Genomic DNA, 18,153 nt, shown 5'->3' on the forward strand with positions numbered 1-18,153 from the left:
CTTGGTCGGCTCGAAGCGGTCCAGCGGGGAGGGCCTGCCGGTGTCGATCTGGCAGAAGTCGCAGCGGCGGGTGCACTCGGAGCCGCCGATGAGGAGGGTGGCCTCCTTGTCCTCCCAGCACTCGAAGATGTTCGGGCAGCCGGCCTCCTCGCACACGGTGTGGAGGCCCTCCTTCTTCACCTGCTTCTTCAGCTGGACGAACTCCGGGCCCATCTGGACCTTGGCCTTGATCCAGTCCGGCTTGCGCTCGACCGGCACGGCCGCGTTGCGCTGCTCGATCCGCAGCATCCGCCGGCCCTCGGGGGCGATCGTCATGCCAGGACTCCTTCCGTGGTGTGGTGGTGAAGGTGTACTGCCGGAGGTTCCGTCACCGGCGCGCCCCTGTCGCGTGGAACGGGACCGAGACGAGCATCCCGGTGGCCGGGGCCAGGACGTGCTGCAGCTCGGCGGCAAGCAGGTGCCCGAGCTCTTCGGCGGTGACCCCCGGCGCGGAGTCCGCGACGCAGCCCACGCTGGCCGGCGAGAACTCGAGGCCCAGCAGCCCGTAGGCCTCCTGCAGGGCGGCGCGCGCCGGCCCGGCCTCCTCCACCATGACCACCGCGCTGAAGAGGTAGCCGTGCTTGGTGATCCGCTGGCCGGTACCGGCCAGCTTCGCGGTGCCGGCCTCATTGATGCTGTACTCGCCGCTGCAGTACTCGCCGGGGACCGACCCGATGCGCGCGTCGATGCCCAGCGCCCGCAGCGCCCGCGCCGTCCCGTGGCCGAAGAGCTCGAAACGCTCGCGGATGTGCAGGCGGGAGACCGGGTGGGGCGCCCACAGGTGGACCACGAGGTCCCCCGGGCCGTAGACGGCGAGGTGGCCGCCGACCGGGCGGATGACGGACGCGTAACCCCGTTCGGCGAGCGCCGCCCGGGCCTGCCCGTAGCCCGCGAGGCGGGTGTCGAGACGTCCGAAGGCCGCGGTCTGCTGCGGGATCGAGATGTCGATCCCAGCGTGGCCCCCGCGGGCGAGGGCGGCGAGACGGCTGGCGGCCAGCTCCATGTCCTCGTCTCCCGACCGGCGGCCCATCCCGTAGTCGAGGATCATCGGGCCGGTGCCGAACGGGCCCGGCACGCTCACGGAGCGGCCTTGGCTGCGGGGTGGCGGCCGAGGACACTCTGGACGGCGTCCTGCCACCCCGCATACAGGGCCTCGCGGCGGTCCTCGGACATCTGGGGTTCGAACACCCGGTCCAGCCGCCATCCGGTCGCGAGGTCGTCCTGCTCCCAGAGGCCGACCCCCATGCCGGCCAGGTGGGCGATGCCGAGGGCCGTCCTCTCGAGCTCCGCGGGCCGGCGCACCGGGATGCCGAGGATGTCGGACTGGAACTGGCAGAGCAGGTCGCTGCGGGCTGCGCCGCCGTCGACCTTGAGCTCGGGAACGGCCAGGCCCGAGGCGCACAGGACGTCGACGTTGTCGCGGGTCTGGTAGGCCATGGCCTCCACCCCGGCGCGGACCACGTGCTCGGCACCGCTCTCGAGGGTCAGCCCGACGATGCTGGCCCGGCTGTCCCGCGACCAGTGGGGCGCGCACAGCCCGGCGAAGGCGGGCACCACGTAGACGCCGCCCGTGTCCGGCACGCGCGAGGCGACCTCCTCGATCTGCTCCTCGGGCTTGAGCACCCCGAGGCGCTCGCGCATCCACTGGAGCGTCTGGCCGCAGTGGAACACGACGCCCTCGAGCTCGTACGCCGTGGTGCCGGCCACCGTCCAGCCGACGCTGGCCGTCAGCCCGTCCACGACGACCGGCGTGGAGCCGGTGTTGGCGGTGAGCACGCCCGCCGTGCCGTAGGTGTTCTTGACCGAGCCGGACTCGAAGCAGGCCTGCCCGAACATCCCCGCCTGCTGGTCGGCCATGATGGCCATGATGGGGACCGAGGCGGTCCCCGGCAGCCCCACGTCCTGCGGCCGCATCTCGCCGAAGTGCGAGTCTGAGGCGAGGGCCGGGGGCAGCAGGCGCAGCGGGATGCCGCACGCTTCGGCGAGCTTCTCGTCCCAGTCGAGCGCGTCGAGCGAGAAGAGGGCCGTCCGGGACGCCTCGCTGTGGTCCGTGAAGTGCGATCTGCCGCCGGTGAGCTGCCAGAGGAGCCACGTGTCCACGGTGCCGGCCGCGAGCTCGCCCCGCTCCGCGCGGGCGCGCGCACCCGGGACGTTCTCCAGGATCCAGGCGAGCTTCGCCGCGCTGAAGAAGGAGTCGTTGAAGAGGCCCGTCCTGCTCCTGAACTCGGCGTCCAGGCCGTCCAGGCGCCAGCCGTCGATGATTGCGTCGGTCTGCTTCGACATCCACATCAGGGCCGGGTGGACGGGTTCGCCGGTGCGCCTGTCCCAGACCAGGCACGTCTCGCGGTGGGTGGTGATCCCCACCGCCGCGAGATCGTCCGTGGTCGCGCCGACCTTGGCCATGGCCGCCTGCATGCTCCGGCGCTGGGTCTCCCAGAGGGCCATCGGATCGAGCTCCACCCAGCGGGGCCGCGGGAACGTCGGGACCACGGGATTGCGTGCCTCGGCGACGATCTCGCCCTCGAGGCTGACCAGGACTGCCCTGGCGCTCGTGGAGCCCTCGTCCAGCGCGAGGACGTACCGCGCAGTCACCGGACCGGTCCCCCCAGGGCGCTGTCCGCCTGCGCTCCGGCGCGGCCGGGAACGGCGAGGCGGGACAGCCAGTCGAAGTACGCGGCGATCTCGCTGGCCTTCCTTTCCGCGTCCCAGCCGAGGTGCGAGGCCAGGATGGCGGCGGCCTCCTGGACGGCCGGGACCCCGTGGTCGGGTTCGAAGGCGAGGAGCATGCGCCGGGCCAGGACGTCGGTGAGCGTCTTGGCGAACTCGTGCCGCACGGCGAACAGCAGCTCGGCGGCGATGGCTCCCGTTCCCGGGTCCAGCACGGCGAGGAGGCTGCTGTCGCCCTCGGCCTCGCGGACGACGTCGAGTGCCCGGCTTCCGTAGAGGGCCACGAGCCGGTCTGCGGTCGCCGCCGGCAGGCCACCGGCCAGGAGGTGCCCTCGGGCCTCCTCGAGGTTCCCCGCGGCCCCGGGAAGCGGGAGGTTGGCCGTGACGCAGGCGGGGCTCTTGCGGCCCAGCCGCTTGAACACGTCGTCGACCGCGTCCTGGGCGAGCTGGCGATACGTCGTCAGCTTCCCGCCGACCACGGTCACCAGGCCGGGGAGGTCGGGGGCGTGGTCGTGGAGGATATGGCTGCGCGGCACCCGCCACTCGGGCACCCCCGGGGCGTACGGCAGCGGCCGGACCCCGGAGTAGGTGAACAGCACGTCGTCCGGCGTCAGGTGCGCCTCGGGGATCAGCTCGTTCACCTCGCCGAGCAGGTACGCCATCTCGTCGGCGTCGCACCTGGCCTCGCCCGGATCGGCGTCGAAGCGGAGGTCGGTGGTGCCGATCAGGTAGCGGCCCATCCAGGGGATCACGAGGACCAGGCGGCCGTCGGTCTTGGACTCGTAGTAGACCACGTCGGAGGGCGCCCCGGGGAACGGGTCCACCACGAGGTGGCTCCCCTTCGTCCCGCCGTTGAGCCGTGGCTGCTCGGGCGCCCCGCGCCGGAAGATGCGGTCGATCCACGGACCGGCGACGTTGAAGACGACCGGCGCGAGGGCCTCGTGCATCTCTCCCGTGAGCATGTCGCGGAACCGGACGCCCGCCACCCGCCCGGCCTTCATGACGGGCTCCTCCACCCGGGCCTTGGTCCGGATCACGGCCCCGGCGCCGGCCGCGGCGACGGCCACCTCGGCGCACAGCCGCTCGGCGTACTCGACCTGCCCGTCGGTGAACACGACCGCGCCCCGGAGGCCGTCGTCGGCGATGCCGGGGAACCGCCTGCGTGTCGCCTCGGCACTGAGGACCTCGTGGCCCTCGGTCTTCTTGTCGAACGAGAGCGCGTCGTAGAGGTACATCCCCACCCGGATCAGCCACGCCGGACGCCTGCTGTGGGAGTACATTGGCATGAGGAGGCGCAGCGGCTTCACGAGGTGCGGGGCAAGGCGGAAGAGCCGTTCGCGTTCGCGCAGCGACTCCCGCACGAGGGGGAAGTCGCGATGCTCGAGGTAGCGGAGGCCACCGTGGACGAGGCGGCCCGACCAGGCCGACACCCCGCTGCACAGGTCGTCCTGCTCCAGCAGGATCACCCGCAGGCCGCGCACCGCGGCGTCGCGGGCGATTCCGAGCCCGTTGATGCCCCCGCCTACGACGATGAGGTCGAACGGGGCAGCCAGCTCCTCCATTGCAGTTTCCTTCCTGCCGGAACATCGCTAGAATAAATATTTAGCAGTCGCATGGACATTTACGAGTGTCTGCTGCGGCGATCCCGGTGTCAAGGGTCGGGGGTTCCGGTGACGGCGCCCGCCGCGCGATACTCCTCCCTGACAGGCAAGAAACGGAGCACCATGGCTGACAATGACACCCAGCGCCTCATGATCAAAGTGGCGCGGCTCTACCACACGCACGGCGTGCGCCAGACGGAGATCGCCAAGCGTCTCCAGATCTCCCAGTCGCGCGTCTCCCGGCTGCTCGCCCAGGCCGAAGAGGCCTCGATCGTCCGGACCGTCGTCGCCGTGCCCCAGCACATCCATGCCGAGCTCGAGGAGCAGATCGAGGCGCGCTACGGACTCAGCGAGGTGCACGTGGTCGACACGGTCAGCCACGACGAGTCCGAGGTCAACAAGGACCTCGCCCACACCATGGCCTCCCTCCTCTACGAGCTGGCGTTCGAGGTGAAGACGATCGCCTTCACCTCGTGGAGCAAGACGCTGCGGCTCATGGTCGATGCCCTCCTGCCCCTGCGGACGCGCGGCGAGTACGTGGTGGAGACCCTCGGTGACCTCGGGCCGCCCGAGCTGCAGCACGATGCGGCCCGCTCCACCCAGCAGTTCGCCACGCTGACCGGCGCCCAGCCGGTCTTCCTCCGGACCCCGGGAGTCGTGCCCAGCCGCGAGATCAAGGAGCTCCTCATCGCGCGGGACCCCTACGTGCGCATGGCCATGGAGATGCTGGACTCCATCGACGTCGCGCTCGTCGGCATCGGCACGTGCGAGCGGGACCCCGAGCTGCGCTCCGGAGACAACTTCTTCACGGATGAGCAGTTCGAGCACGTCCGGGAGCGGGGCGCGGTCGGCGAGGTATGCCTGCACTTCATCGATGCGGAGGGGAAGCCGATCGACTCCGAGCTCGAAGACCTCGTGGTCGGAGTGACGCTCGACCAGCTCCGGAACGCCCGCCACCGGTGGGCCGTGGCCGGTGGGGAACGCAAGCACCAGGCCATCCGCGCCGCGGTGGCCGGAGGCTGGGTGGACACCCTCGTCACTGATGCGGGAACCGCGGCCTTCCTCCTGAGCGAGCCGGCCGGCTCAGCCGCCGAGGCCGCACGGGCAGGGGCCCGCACCGCCCCCTGACGGCGCGGAGGGCATCGATTCCGCACGGACCGTTGACAGCAGTGTGATCCGCATCGCACCATGAGTGCATATTGATTGGATCTACGAATATCAATTCACAGCTGTCATCGGGCCGCTCGGTCCGTCGCTCTTGGAGGTAGCCGTGCCTACTGCACTGGACAAGTACGCGGACATGGAACCGCAGTGGGACTATCCGGTGGTCATCGAGTCCCACATCAACGGGGTCCGCACCAAAGAGATGAACCCGAACACCCCGATCACCTACGAGGAGATCGCCGAGGATGCCATCCGGTGCTGGGAGGCCGGCGCGGGCGCCATCCACGCCCACAATACGAGCTTCGACCTGCTCGGCGAGAACGCCTACAAGGACTACATGCGCACGTGGGAGAGCGTTCTTGCCAAGTACCCGGACATCACCTGGTACCCCACGACCTGCAACAACCTCCGGCTGCAGCCCGAGGAGAACGGCCTGGAGCATGTGCCGTTCCTCTACGAGGGCGCGAACGTGCGGATCGGCTGCGTCGACACCGGCCTGACGCTCTTCGCAGTGGACACCGACGAGGAGGGGTACCTCTCGGGGCCGGAGTTCGGGTTCAACTTCAAGCGGGTCGCCAGCCAGGTCAAGATGTTCCGAGAACGCGATCTTGCCATGGTCTTCGGCATCTACGAGCCCGGACATCTGCGCCACGCGATGCACTACGTGAACCGCGGGCTCTCGACACCCGGTTCGATGTGGGACTTCTACCTCATCGGCGACTACGGCCTCACGGCCACCGAGCCCATCGGCACCAACGGCATGAAGCCGAGCCTCGAAAGCCTCTACTACTACCTCTGGATGATCGAGGAGGCCAAGGTCAAGCATCCGTGGTACGTCTCGGTCTGGGGCCAGGGTGCACTGGACGACACCGGGATCCTGCGCAGGGCCATCGAGCTGGGCGGCCACGTCAAGACCGGCCTGGAGCTCTTCTACGACCCGGCGCGCAACCCGACCAACCTCGAGCTCCTCCAGCAGGTGCAGGAGATCGCCCGCGAAGTGGGCCGCCCCATCGCCACCCAGCAGGAAGCACGGGCCCTCTACAACATCGCCTGAACGGCGCCCGGCGCCCCCTGGGCGCCCACGAACTTCATCCTCCGACCCCACCCATCTCACGAGGAGGCGCAATGGCTGCGCACCACGAAGGCGAGATCCGTCCCTTCACGATCTCCATCCCCGAAGAAGACCTCAAGGACATGTACGAGCGGCTCCGCAAGACCCGCTATCCCCAGGACTTCGCCAACGACGACTGGCGGTACGGCTACAACACGGCGTACCACAAGCAGCTCGTCGACTACTGGATCAACGAATACGACTGGCGGGACGTGGAGCGGCGGATGAATGAGCTGCCCCACTTCAAGACGGACCTGATGGGCGTGCCGCTCCACTTCATCCATGCCAAGGGGAAGGGGCCCAACCCGATGCCCCTCCTCATCCACCATGGGTGGCCCTGGACGTTCTGGGACCTGCGCAAGGTGATCGGCCCCCTGACCGATCCCGCCAGCTACGGCGGCGACCCTGCGGACTCCTTCGACGTCGTCCTCATCTCCCTCCCCGGCTACGGGTTCTCCTCTCCGCTCACGGAGCCGGGATGGAACTGGTGGCGGACTGCCGACCTCGAGAACACCCTCATGAAGAAGGTGCTCGGGTACGAGAAGTACGCCACCGCGGGAGGGGACTGGGGCGCCCTCGTGGCCCAGCAGCACGGCCACAAGTACGAGAAGGATGTCTTCGGCGTCTACACGCACTTCCCGGCCCAGATGAGCCACTACCTCGCCGAGCACCCCGACGCCCCTCCGGGGGTCAAGTTCGACCCCGTCCTGGGCCTTCCGGCCGCGGAGGAGTACGACGACTCGACCGAGAAGGGGTGGTTCGAACGCGGCAAGCTCTTCGTGCAGAACGAGAGCGGCTACGGGGAGATCCAGCTGACCAAGCCGCAGACGCTCGCGGCCCTGGTCGCCGACTCGCCCGCCGGCCAGCTGGCCTGGATCACCGAGAAGCGCTACTTCTGGGGACTCGAGGAGCGCGGCGTCGGCACCGAGCCCTTCGAGCGGGTGTGGCCCAAGGAGGATCTCGTCACGACCGCGGCCGTCTACTTCCTCACCAACACCGGCGGGACCTCCTCGCGCTACTACTGGGAATGCCGCGGGAACCCGTGGCGCCCGAGCCACGACGGGCTGCCCGTGGTGGGTGCCCCCACCGCGGTGTCCATCTACCCGGGGGAGATCTACAAGCCCCCGCGCACGTGGACCGAGAAGTACTTCAATCTCCAGCAGTACCGCGTCCATGACGAGGGCGGCCACTTCGCCCCCCTCGAGGTGCCGGACACGTACGTCGACGACGTGAGGACCTTCTTCCGCGCCTTCCGCTGACGGCTCGCCGCCGTCCGAAGAGGGAGGACCCTGCCCCGCAGGGTCCTCCCTCTTTCCGCGCCGCGGGCGTCTTCTGGCCGCGCGGGAATTTGATCCCTTGACACGCAGAAGTGACGTGCCGCACACTCGAAGAATCCAAATGCAGCCACTGAATTGTTATTCATCGATCTGCAGGAACCCCGGGCCATCTCTTACGAAGGAGTCACTGATGCCCCTCCGGAACAGCATTCGACAGCGGCTGGCGGCCGGCGTGGCCGCAGTCGGCCTGCTGGCGGCGATGACAGCGTGCACCTCGACGAACGCCGCGTCGTCGCAGCCGATCGACAAGAAGGACATCGTCCTCGTCGCGTCCGTCATCAACACCACCAACCCGTACATGGCGTCGATGATCCAGGGCGCGCAGGCCCTGTCGAAGAAGCTCGGCGTCCCGCTGCAGATCGTCGACTCCCAGGGCAGCTCGCAGACGGAGATCTCGAAGATCCAGGCCATCCTCGCCCAGGGCAAGAAGGTCGCGCTGATGGTCAACACGGTCGCGAGCTCGGATGCGGCGCCGATCGTCAACGCGGTCAAGGCCGCCGGCGGCTACGTGAGCGTCTGGTGGAACAAGCCGGACAACTACGAGCCCTGGAATGTCGGCGACAACTTCGTTGCCTTCCAGAAGTACTCCGGCGTCCAGAGCGGGCAGTGCACGGCCGATGCGCTCGCGAAGAGCATCGGCGGCAAGGGGAACATCGTCGCCCTCGGCGGCGTGCAGGACAGCACCACGAGCCAGACCCGCGTGGCGGGCATGCAGCAGGCCCTGAAGGCCTACCCGAACGTGCACCTGCTCGACACGCAGCCGGCCAACTGGGATCCCCAGCAGGCCCTCCAGGTCACCCAGAACCTCATGGCGAAGTACGGCAACCAGATCAACGGTATCTGGTCGGCCGACGACGGCATGACGATCGGCGCGATCCAGGCTGTGCAGAACGCCGGGCGGATCAACGACGTCAAGTTCGCCACGGATGGCCTCTACCCGCAGGAGGTCGCCGACATGCAGAACCACATGGGCAATGACGCGATCGTCGGCGAGACCTTCCACCGCGGCTTCATGGCCGCAGCGATCGGCCTGTACACCGCCTACCAGGCGGCGACCGGCGCGATCAAGCCCTCGGAGCTGCCCCACGAGAAGCGGGACAGCCTCTTCAAGCTCAGCTGCGTGACCCCGCAGAACCTCTCTGAGTTCACCAAGTACGACAGCAACATCGACGGCTGGATCGACGACCTGGTGAAGAACGGGCCGTGGGACACCCAGCCCACCCCCCTCGTCGGCGGCGGTCCGGAGAAGCTGCCCTGACGGCCCCGTGCGGCGGCTCCGTCCGGACTCCTGACGGAGCCGCCGCGCACCCGAACAACAGCAGGTGAGAGAGCAATGACAGCAAAGGACAGCGGCACGGGGCTTCTGAACCCGACACCCGCTCAGCACAAACCCACCCCGAGCCGGCACCGCTTCGAGCTCAGGAATCTCGGCGAGGTTGCCGCCCTGATCGCCCTCATCGCGGTGTTCGCGGCACTCAACCCCTCCTCCTTCCTCAGCCCGGACAACGCCCGGACGATCCTGGACCACGCCGCGCTTCCCCTGATCATCGGGGTCGGGTCGACGCTCGTCATCCTGACCGGCTCCATCGACCTCTCGGTCGAGGGCCTCATGGGGGCCGCCGGGATGACCTTCGTCCTCCTCTCGGCCAACAGCCGCGGCACCGCCGACCTCGGGTTCTGGGCCATCCCGGTCGCGCTGGCGGTCGGCGCAGGGCTCGGCCTGGTCAACGGCCTCGTGCACACCCAGCTGAAGGTGCCGTCCTTCATCGTCACCCTCGGCGTCTGGTTCGTCGGGCTCGGCATCGCCACGCTGCTGTTCGGCCAGGCGTCCATCCCGTTCCTCTCCGACCAGGGCCTCAAGTCCTGGCCCACGAGCCTCACCCTCGGCCTGCCGAACTCGTTCCTCCTAGCCGCCGTGGTGGCCCTGGTCGGCATCGGCGTCACCAGGTTCACCCGCCTCGGCCGCTTCGCCTACGCGATCGGCAACAACGAGGAGATCGCCCGGGCCAACGGCGTGCCCGTCGGCAGGTACAAGGTCTACGTCTTCGTGGCGGCAGGCGCCTGCAGTGCCGGCGCGGGGATCCTCGCCAGCCTGCAGCTCGGCGCAGGCTCGGCCACGGTCGGAACCGGCAACCTCTTCCTCACCATCGCCGCCGTCGTGATCGGCGGAACCTCCCTCGCAGGAGGGAAGGGCGGAATCCTCCGCACCGCAGTCGGGGTGCTGATGCTCACCGTCCTGAACAACGGGCTCATCCTCAGCGGCGTCAGCCCGAACCTCCAGTCCGCGGTGTCCGGAGCAGTCCTCATCGCGGCTGTCCTCGCCGCAGCCTGGCCCCATCGCAGCAGATTGAGGATCGTCAAATGACCCACGCATCCGTGGCACCCGCCACAGCAGCGCTCCACAGCCCCGCCCTGAAGCTCACCCGCGTCTCGAAGTCCTTCGGCCCCGTCCAGGCCGTGAAGGACATCTCCCTGGAGATCCCGAGGCACGAGGTCGTCGGCCTGATCGGCGAGAACGGTGCCGGCAAGTCCACGCTCCTGAAGATCCTCACGGGCCTCCACCAGCCCGACTCCGGGGTGATCGAGGCAGACGGCCGCGAGGTGAAGTTCCGCCGGCCGCAGGACGCAGTGGCAGCAGGGATCGGCGTCGTCCACCAGGAGCAGTCACTCCTGACGAACCTCTCCGTGGCCGAGAACATCGCGATGAACGCCCTCTCCTCGAAGGATGCGGCCACCCGGTACGGCTTCTACCGCTGGAACCGCCTCAACCAGGAGGCCGCGAAGGTCCTCGAGCGCGTCGGCTCCACGATCGATCCCCGCGCGACCGTCGGCGATCTCTCCTTCGTGGACCGCCAGATGGTGGAGATCGCCCGCGCGCTGCGCGTCGACGAGGCAGTCCACGCCGCGCCCCTGGTCATCCTGGACGAGCCCACGGCCGTCCTGGAACGCAACGAGACGGAGATCCTCGAGCGCGAGATCCGCGCCCTCAAGCGCATCGGCTCGGTGCTCTTCGTCTCCCACCGCCTCGACGAGATCCTCAGGATCTGCGACCGCGTGATCGTCATGCGGCACGGCCAGGTCGTTGCCGACCGGCGGCGGGAATCCGTGACCGAGGATGACCTCTTCCGACTCATGATCGGCCACGAGGCCAAGGCCGCCCCGAAGCAGCGGGCCGAGCGGACCGCGCCCGAGCCTGCCGTGCTGGAGGTGAAGGACCTGAAGAAGAAGGGCCAGTTCAAGGACATCTCCTTCTCCCTCGCCCCGGGCCGCTGCACCGCCATCGTCGGCGCCCTCGGCTCAGGACGCGAATCCCTCAGCCGGGCGATCTTCGGCGCCGAGACCTTCGATTCGGGCACGATCGCCGTCGCCGGCGGTCCCGTCCGCTCATGGTCCATCCGGGCGGCCGTGCGCTCCGGAATCGCCTACATCCCCGCCGAACGGAAGGTCGAAGGGATGGTCGGAGGCTTCAGCGCCGCCGAGAACCTCACCCTCGCCCACCCCGGGAAGGCCGCGTGGGGCCCGTTCCTGAAGCGGCGCACCCAGGCGAAGGCGGCAGCCGACTGGTTCGAGCGGCTCGACATCCGCCCGCGCAACCCGCGCCTCCGCCTCGCGAGCTTCTCCGGCGGCAACCAGCAGAAGGTGGTCCTCGCCAAGTGGCTCGCCTCGGACGAGCTGAAGATCCTCCTCCTCGACCACCCCCTCAGGGGCCTCGACCCCGGAGCTGCCCAGACGGTGAACGAACAGATCCGTGCCGCCCAGAGTGCCGGAGCCGCCGTCGTCCTCCTCCCCGACACGCTCGAGGAGGCGCTCGAGATGGGCGACGACGTCCTCGTGATGCGCGACGGCGAGATCACCGGCAGCTTCGACCTCTCCGTCGAGTCCCCCACAGCCCTAGACCTCCTGGAAAAGATGGTGTGATCCCATGACACACAACGCCGTTCTCCGACCGGAGCCGCTCTCCGCCCCCTCCTCGGGCAAGCAGAAGCGGGTGACCCTGCGCCCCGCCGGCCTGTGGCAGACCGTGGGCCCGGTCGCCGTCTTCATCGCCCTGTTCGCCCTGGTGGCCGTCCTGACTCCGACCTTCGTCACAGGCGGCGGCCTCGGCATCCTGACGGTGCAGGCAGCGCCCATCCTGCTCGTGGCCCTGGGCCAGGCGATGGTGCTCAACGTCGGCTCCATCGACCTCTCCAACGCCGCCACCGTGGTGCTCTCGGCGATGATCCTCGCGCAGGCGCTGGAGCCCCTCGGGCCGGCGGCCCCCCTGCTCACGCTCGTCGTGGTGACCCTGATCGGCGCCGTGAACGGGTTCCTGATCGCCTTCGGCCAGATCCCCTCGTTCGCCCTCACGCTCGGCACGCTCGGCATCGTGCAGGCCGCATCGCTCGAGGTCAGCCACGCGACGACCGTCTACGCCACCGCCAACACGGATCTGCTCGCCCCGCTGTTCGGCACCGCGCTCGTGGGCCTGCCCCTGGCGTTCTGGGTCGGCGTCGTGTGCGCCGTCGTCCTGTGGGCCGTGCTCCGGTTCACCCGATCCGGGCAGGGGATGACCGCCGTGGGCCTGAACGAGAGCGGCGCCCTCTTCTCCGGCCTGCGGACACGCTGGCTGAAGGTGGCAGCCTTCGCCCTCTCGGGCCTGCTGTCCGGGCTGGCCGGCGTGCTCGTCATCGCCCAGGCGGGCGCAGCCTCCTCCTTCGGGCTCGGCAGCGACCTGCTGCTCCCGGGCATCACCGCAGCGATCGTGGGCGGCACGGCCATCACCGGCGGTGTCACGAATCCCGTCAACATCGTGTTCGGCGCCCTCACCGTGGGCCTCGTGCCCATCGGCGCGACCTCGGTGGGCATCAGCCCCCAGGCCCAGAGCCTCGTCTACGGGCTCGTCATCATCGTCGCCGTCGCCCTGACCATGGGCAGGAAGCGCCAGGGCGTGGTGAAGTAGCCCCAGGCCGCTCCCCCAGCCTCCACGACCACCATCCGGGGCCGCCCCTCGCAGGCGGCCCGGGCAGCCAGAGAAGGAACAGCCCGATGCCCACCCTCACATCGATCCAGCCCCAAGAGGTGTTCTCGTTCTTCGAGAGCCTGTCCAACATCCCCCGCGGTTCCGGCAACGAGAAGGAGGTCGCCGACTGGGTCGTCGACTTCGCCCGCGAGCGCGGCCTCGAGGCGACGCAGGACGATCTGCACTGTGTCCTCGTGAAGAAGCCCGGCCAGCATGGCCTGGAGGGCGCACCGCCGCTGATCCTCCACGGGCACCTGGACATGGTGTGCGAGAAGGAGGACGGCGTCACCCACGACTTCGAACAGGATCCGATCGAGCTCCTCATCGACGGTGACTTCGTCACCGCGAACGGGACCTCCCTCGGGGCCGACAACGGCATCGGCGTCTCCTACATCCTGGCGCTCCTCGACTCGAAGGACATCCCGCACCCGCCCCTCGAGGCGGTCCTGACCGCCATGGAGGAGAAGGGGAAGGTGGGAGCCGCCCAGTTCGACACGTCGAAGCTGTCCGGGAAGCGGATGATCGACTTCAACTGGATCACCGACAAGGAGATCCTCGCCGGCTGCAGCGGCGACGTGACCTTCACCGTCGACGTGCCCGCAGAGTGGGAGCCGGTGCCCGGCACGCATACCGAGACGCGTCTGCTCAAGGTCCGCGGCCTGGCCGGCGGGCACTGCGAATTCGACATCCACCTGGAGCGTGCGAACGCCGTCCTCGTCCTGGCGCGGGCGCTCACGACCCTGATGGACCGGTTCGACGTCAGGATCAGCGATCCCCACGGCGGAGCGCAGAACAACGCCATCCCGGCGGACGCCCAGGTGGTGCTGTCGCTGCGGCCGGAGGACGTCCCCGCCGTGGCCGACGCCGTCTCCGAGCTCGAGCGCACGCTGCTCAACGAGTACCGCAAGGCCGATCCGGGCATCCGGCTCGAGCTCGACTCGGCGGAGCGCCCGGAGCACGTCTTCTCGGCGGCCGCGGGGGCGCGCTTCGCGCGGCTCACCGCGCTGATCCCGAACGGCGTCCTGAGCTGGAGCCTCACGGTGCCGGGCATCGTGGAGAGTTCGAACAACCTCGGGACGGTCCGCACCACCGCGGACGGCGCACGGCTCATGTCGACCATCACGGCGGCCGTCACCTCGCGCAAGCACGAGATCCTGGACAGGGTGCGCTCGTTGGTCGCCCTTGCGGGCGGCGGCGCGTCGGTCGAGCAGTACGGGCTCGACGCGCCGGAGTTCCCCTACCGGCCGGACTCGAAGCTGCTCGACGTCGCCCGGAAGGCCTACTCGGAGGTCATGGGCACCGATCCCGAGGTCCACGTCTCCCAGTGCAGCCTCGAGCTGGGCATGTTCAGCCAGAAGCTGCCAGGCCTCGACATCATCTCGATCGGCACGGAGCTCCACGACCTCCACTCCCCCAAGGAGTCGGTGAACTTCACCTCGGTGGCGCGCGTGTGGCCCCTCATCCGCGAGGTGGTGAGCCGCCTCCACTGACGGCGACCCGCTCGTCCAGCTCGGCCGCGGCACACCAGCATCCGCGCCGCACTGCAGGGCTCCCCGGGCACGGGGCTGAAGTACTTTCGGCCTCATGCCCGGGGAGCCCTTCTGCACGTCCCGCGGGCAGGCGAGGTCCCACGCCACGGCACTCGGCGCAGCGGATCTACGGCTTCTCCATGACGGCCCGAACCGCCCGCATGATCTCGTCCGTGTCCATGAAGTTGGCGATCACTGCGACCGGGCTCGCAAGGTCGCCGAGCAGCCGGGCCATCTCGGCGTTGGTCATGATGATGTCCGCAGACTGGGAATCGGCACGTCAATCCTGCTGAAGATGAATACCGAGTCCGCCCTCGGCAAGCTGAATGTCCCCGGCACGGTGACGACGGCCGACATCAGTGCCGCCCGCGGTGCTGCGCAAGGGGTCGACCTGGTGCTGACCTCGGCCGAGCTGGCGGACAAGCTGGCCGACATCCCTGCGCCCGTCGCCGTGGTCAACAACTTCATGGACGCCCAGGAGATCGAGTCCGCGCTCTCCGGCCATCTCCCCCGGGCCTGAGTTCACGGCTTTCGTGGAGAGAGGTACTACAATGCCGTGGTTCATTTCGATTCTGCACTTCATCAGCGTCCAGATTCTCAACGTCCCCGCCTACCTGATGGGGATCGTGGCGGCCGTAGGGCTGATCGCCATGAAGAAGAAACCGGGGGAAGTGGTCGCCGGGGCCCTCAAGGCCGCGATGGGCTACCTGATCCTCGGCGCCGGCGCCACCGTCGTGATCAACTCCCTGTCGCCCTTCGGGCATCTCATCCTCAAGGACACCGGGGCCCACGGTGTGGTCCCGACCAATGAGGTGATCACCGCCCAGGCAGCGAGCCAGTTCGGAGCCCAGTCGGCGTACATCATCGTCTTCGGATTCATCATCATGCTGCTGCTGGCGAGGTTCACCCCCCTGAGGTATGTCTTCCTCACGGGACACCACATGGTCTTCATGTCGACGCTCCTCGCCGTCGTCCTGTCCGTCGGATTCGGCGCCCACCAGGACTTCTGGGTCATCGCAGTCGGGTCCGTGCTCATGGGCGCCATCATGGTCGTCATGCCGACCTTCGCCCAGCCGTTCATGAACCGCATTGTCGGGTCGCGGGACGGCAACCTGGCCATCGGCCACTTCAATACCCTGGGCTACATCATCGCCGGAGCCGCGGGGGCCGCGGTCGGGAAGCGCTCGAGGTCCGCCGAGGAAGTGAAGTTCTCCCATGGGCTCAGCTTCCTCAGGGACTCCATGGTCTCGACCACCGTGCTGATGATGGTGCTCTACATGGTCTTCGCCGTCTGGGGCATCATCGCGATTCCGCACGACGCGCTCCTGAAGGTCTTCGCGGACTCCACGTCGGGCGCTTCCGCAGACATCGGCGCCTACGTCATGGCGGCGTTCGCCCAGGCGCTGCAGTTCGGGATCGGCGTCAGCATCATCCTCTACGGCGTCCGGATCATCCTCGGTGAGCTCGTTCCGGCGTTCCAGGGGATCGCCCAGCGCGTGGTGCCGGGCGCCAAGCCCGCGCTGGACGTGCCGATCGTCTTCCCCTTCGGACCCAACGCGTCGCTCATCGGGTTCCTCGCGTCCTTCACCGGCGGCCTCGTGGCCCTGACCCTGATCGCCGTCTGGCTCGGCCCGCAGTTCGGGCTGGCGCTCATCCTTCCCGGGATGGTCCCGCACTTCTTCGACGGCGGAGGGGCCGGGGTGTTCGGCAACGCCACGGGAGGCCGGCGGGGCGCGATCGTGGGCGGCTTCCTCAACGGCGTCCTGATCACGCTCCTGCCCGCGTTCCTGCTCACCGTGCTCGGCTCGCTCGGCATGGCCAACAGCACGTTCGGCGACGCCGACTTCGGGTGGTTCGGCACCGTGGACGGGCTGATCGCGCGGACGGGCATGCCGCTCGCCCCGGTGAGCATGATTGCACTCGCCCTGGCTCTGGTCGCGTCCGCCTGGATCTTCAAAGTCCGGTGTGTCGACAAGGGCTGGCTGCCAGCTGAAGACCGTGCCCAATGGCTGGCCTCGCAGGATGCCCCAGAGCCGCGGAAGGTGCCCGCGAACAGCTGACGTGCCCTCTCGCGCCAAGCCACAGGGCGCCCCCGGCCTTCCCGGCCGGGGGCGCCCTCTCTGCCGCAGTGGCCTCAGTCCGCGCTGCGCTACGCGGTCTCCAGCCGGTCCTTCACCGCGGTGAGGAACCGGGCCCCGGTCGCGCCGTCGACGGCCCGGTGGTCGCACGTCAGGGTGATCCGGGCCCGAGGGCGCCAGCTGATGGCGCCGTCGCCGTCCCTGACCTGCTCCTCGCGCGTGGTGCCGATGGCGAGGATCGCCACCTGGGGCACGTTGAGGATGGCGTCGAAGTAGTCGATGCCCAGCATGCCCAGGTTGGAGACCGTGAAGGTCCCGTCCGAGACGTCCGCCATCGTCAGGCTGCCCTGGCGGGCACGCTGGGCGAGGTCGCGCCTCGCCTCCGCGATGCCCGTCAGGTCGAGCCGGGCCGCATCCTTGATGACCGGCACCATGAGTCCGGCCGGAGTGTCGACGGCGAGGCCCAGGTTGACCTGCCCGAACGCGGTCACAGCCTCGTCGGCGTAGTGGGCGTTGATCGCGGGATGCTCCAGGAGCGCCGCCGCGCAGGCCGCGAGGATGGCGTCCGTGACCGTGGCCCCCGGGACGCGCTCCTTCACGGAGAGCGCCGAACCCATGTCAACGCTCGTCGAGAGGTGGAACGCCGGCGCGCCCCAGGCGGCCGTCATCCGCCGCGCGGCCGTGCGCCGGATGCCCTTGAGGGGTGTTGTGACGCTGTCCTCGCGCTGCTCGGTGGTCACTGCTGGACCAGCTGCCGGCGATGCTGGGCCTTGCCGGCACAGCCGTAGAGCTTCATCTTCTGGACGGTTGCCTCGATCATGCGCTCGCGGCCTTCGGCCATGGCCTCCTCGAGCTGGCGGTCGCCCTGGGCCCAGACATCCTCGATGCCCGAGCGGAAGGCGAGGCGGAGGTCCGTGTCGGCGTTGAACTTGTGCACGCCGGCGGCCATCGCCGCGAGGATCTCGTTGTCGGGCACGCCGGAGGCGCCGTGCAGGACCAGGGGGATGCCGACCGCGGCCTCGATCTGCTTGACGCGCTGGATGTCGAGCGGCTGCGGCTTGGCGAGGGGCACGCCGTGGACGATGCCCACGGAGATCGCGAGGAAGTCCACTCCCGTCTCGGAAACGAACCGCTCGGCCTCGGCCACGTCGGTGTAGTACGAGGACCAGTCGACCTGCTCGTCGGCGTTGGGGATCTTGCCCAGCTCGGCCTCCACCGGGATGCCGAATGCGTGGGCCACCTCGACCACCCGGCGGGTGGTGCGGATGTTCTCCTCGAACGGAAGGTGCGCGCCGTCGTACATGATGGACGTGAAGCCGAGCTTGATCGCCTCGAAGACCTCGTCCCACGGGCCGTGGTCCAGGTGGATGACGTACTCCGCGTCCGACTCCTCGGCGATCCGCCGCGTCATCTCGTAGGCCTTCTTGAGGCCCATGTGCGGGACGATCGCCCGTCCGACCTGGAGGAAGACCGGAGACTGGGCGCGCTCGGCGGCCCTGACGAGGGCCTCGGTGGTCTCCTCGTTGTGCATGTTGAACGCTCCGACGGCGTAGCCGCCGCTGGTGGCCTCGTCGACAATCTGGCGGGGGTCAACCTGTGGCATGGTCCTGTCCCTTCCTGCTCCCGGC

At 69.0% G+C, this 18,153-nt stretch carries 16 protein-coding genes and 1 pseudogene; 10 read left to right on the plus strand and 7 right to left on the minus strand.

Annotation, left to right across the window (positions count from 1 at the left end):
* From ACVWWH_RS10635 to glpD, 4 genes and pseudogenes are all read right to left on the minus strand, one after another.
* Positions 1-315 (minus strand): annotated as a pseudogene (locus ACVWWH_RS10635) (lipoyl synthase); the annotation flags it as partial.
* A gap of 52 nt (positions 316-367) precedes the next feature.
* Positions 368-1,120: a lipoyl protein ligase domain-containing protein gene (locus ACVWWH_RS10640; protein WP_457316559.1), complete on the minus strand. Its 753-nt coding sequence runs from the start codon at positions 1,118-1,120 to the stop codon at positions 368-370.
* Positions 1,117-2,631, minus strand: coding sequence for an FGGY family carbohydrate kinase (locus tag ACVWWH_RS10645; RefSeq protein ID WP_066494324.1), 1,515 nt, complete (start codon positions 2,629-2,631; stop codon positions 1,117-1,119). Before ACVWWH_RS10645 ends, ACVWWH_RS10640 begins: the two co-directional genes overlap by 4 nt.
* Complete coding sequence (gene glpD, locus ACVWWH_RS10650; RefSeq protein ID WP_457316560.1) at positions 2,628-4,268, minus strand: glycerol-3-phosphate dehydrogenase; 1,641 nt, start codon at positions 4,266-4,268, stop codon at positions 2,628-2,630. The genes ACVWWH_RS10645 and glpD overlap by 4 nt, the downstream gene beginning before the upstream one ends.
* 162 nt (positions 4,269-4,430) lie before the next feature.
* On the opposite strand from glpD, the gene ACVWWH_RS10655 reads away from it, so the two are divergent.
* The 8 genes from ACVWWH_RS10655 (at position 4,431) to pepD (ending at position 14,408) form a co-directional block, all read left to right on the plus strand.
* The gene (locus ACVWWH_RS10655; RefSeq protein ID WP_066494320.1) at positions 4,431-5,435 is read left to right on the plus strand and encodes a sugar-binding transcriptional regulator; all 1,005 of its coding nucleotides are present in this window, start codon (positions 4,431-4,433) and stop codon (positions 5,433-5,435) included.
* A 142-nt stretch (positions 5,436-5,577) separates the two neighbouring features.
* Positions 5,578-6,525 carry a BKACE family enzyme gene (locus tag ACVWWH_RS10660; protein WP_066494317.1) on the plus strand — a complete coding sequence of 316 codons (948 nt, stop codon included), beginning with the start codon at positions 5,578-5,580 and terminating at the stop codon, positions 6,523-6,525.
* A 71-nt stretch (positions 6,526-6,596) separates the two neighbouring features.
* Complete coding sequence (locus tag ACVWWH_RS10665; protein WP_066494315.1) at positions 6,597-7,841, plus strand: epoxide hydrolase family protein; 1,245 nt, start codon at positions 6,597-6,599, stop codon at positions 7,839-7,841.
* 208 nt (positions 7,842-8,049) lie between these two features.
* The gene (locus ACVWWH_RS10670; protein ID WP_457316561.1) at positions 8,050-9,177 is read left to right on the plus strand and encodes a sugar ABC transporter substrate-binding protein; all 1,128 of its coding nucleotides are present in this window, start codon (positions 8,050-8,052) and stop codon (positions 9,175-9,177) included.
* Between the two features lie 75 nt (positions 9,178-9,252).
* On the plus strand, positions 9,253-10,284 hold the full coding sequence (locus tag ACVWWH_RS10675; RefSeq protein ID WP_457316562.1) for an ABC transporter permease: 1,032 nt from the start codon (positions 9,253-9,255) through the stop codon (positions 10,282-10,284).
* Entirely contained in the window at positions 10,281-11,837 is a 1,557-nt protein-coding gene (locus tag ACVWWH_RS10680) for a sugar ABC transporter ATP-binding protein (RefSeq protein WP_457316563.1), read from the plus strand. The genes ACVWWH_RS10675 and ACVWWH_RS10680 overlap by 4 nt, the downstream gene beginning before the upstream one ends.
* A 4-nt stretch (positions 11,838-11,841) precedes the next feature.
* Positions 11,842-12,858: an ABC transporter permease gene (locus ACVWWH_RS10685; protein ID WP_457316564.1), complete on the plus strand. Its 1,017-nt coding sequence runs from the start codon at positions 11,842-11,844 to the stop codon at positions 12,856-12,858.
* Positions 12,859-12,944: 86 nt separating this feature from the next.
* Entirely contained in the window at positions 12,945-14,408 is a 1,464-nt protein-coding gene (gene pepD / locus ACVWWH_RS10690; RefSeq protein WP_457316565.1) for a beta-Ala-His dipeptidase, read from the plus strand.
* Between the two features lie 166 nt (positions 14,409-14,574).
* Here the strand turns inward: pepD and ACVWWH_RS10695 are convergent, their stop codons facing one another.
* A complete protein-coding gene (locus ACVWWH_RS10695; RefSeq protein ID WP_257125889.1) occupies positions 14,575-14,697 on the minus strand; it encodes a hypothetical protein in 123 nt (40 codons plus the stop codon).
* 21 nt (positions 14,698-14,718) lie between these two features.
* On the opposite strand from ACVWWH_RS10695, the gene ACVWWH_RS10700 reads away from it, so the two are divergent.
* Complete coding sequence (locus ACVWWH_RS10700) at positions 14,719-14,967, plus strand: PTS sugar transporter subunit IIB (protein ID WP_457316692.1); 249 nt, start codon at positions 14,719-14,721, stop codon at positions 14,965-14,967.
* A gap of 31 nt (positions 14,968-14,998) precedes the next feature.
* Positions 14,999-16,507 (plus strand): PTS ascorbate transporter subunit IIC, encoded by a 1,509-nt coding sequence (locus tag ACVWWH_RS10705; protein ID WP_457316566.1) that lies wholly within the window; start codon positions 14,999-15,001, stop codon positions 16,505-16,507.
* Positions 16,508-16,596: 89 nt separating this feature from the next.
* Here the strand turns inward: ACVWWH_RS10705 and ACVWWH_RS10710 are convergent, their stop codons facing one another.
* Together ACVWWH_RS10710 and ACVWWH_RS10715 are read right to left on the minus strand one after the other, a co-directional pair.
* Positions 16,597-17,265: a 2-oxo acid dehydrogenase subunit E2 gene (locus tag ACVWWH_RS10710; RefSeq protein ID WP_457316567.1), complete on the minus strand. Its 669-nt coding sequence runs from the start codon at positions 17,263-17,265 to the stop codon at positions 16,597-16,599.
* Entirely contained in the window at positions 17,262-18,128 is an 867-nt protein-coding gene (locus tag ACVWWH_RS10715) for a class II fructose-bisphosphate aldolase (protein ID WP_066494299.1), read from the minus strand. Before ACVWWH_RS10715 ends, ACVWWH_RS10710 begins: the two co-directional genes overlap by 4 nt.
* Positions 18,129-18,153: the final 25 nt, after the last annotated feature.

It is taken from the genome of Sinomonas sp. RB5, assembly GCF_054063535.1.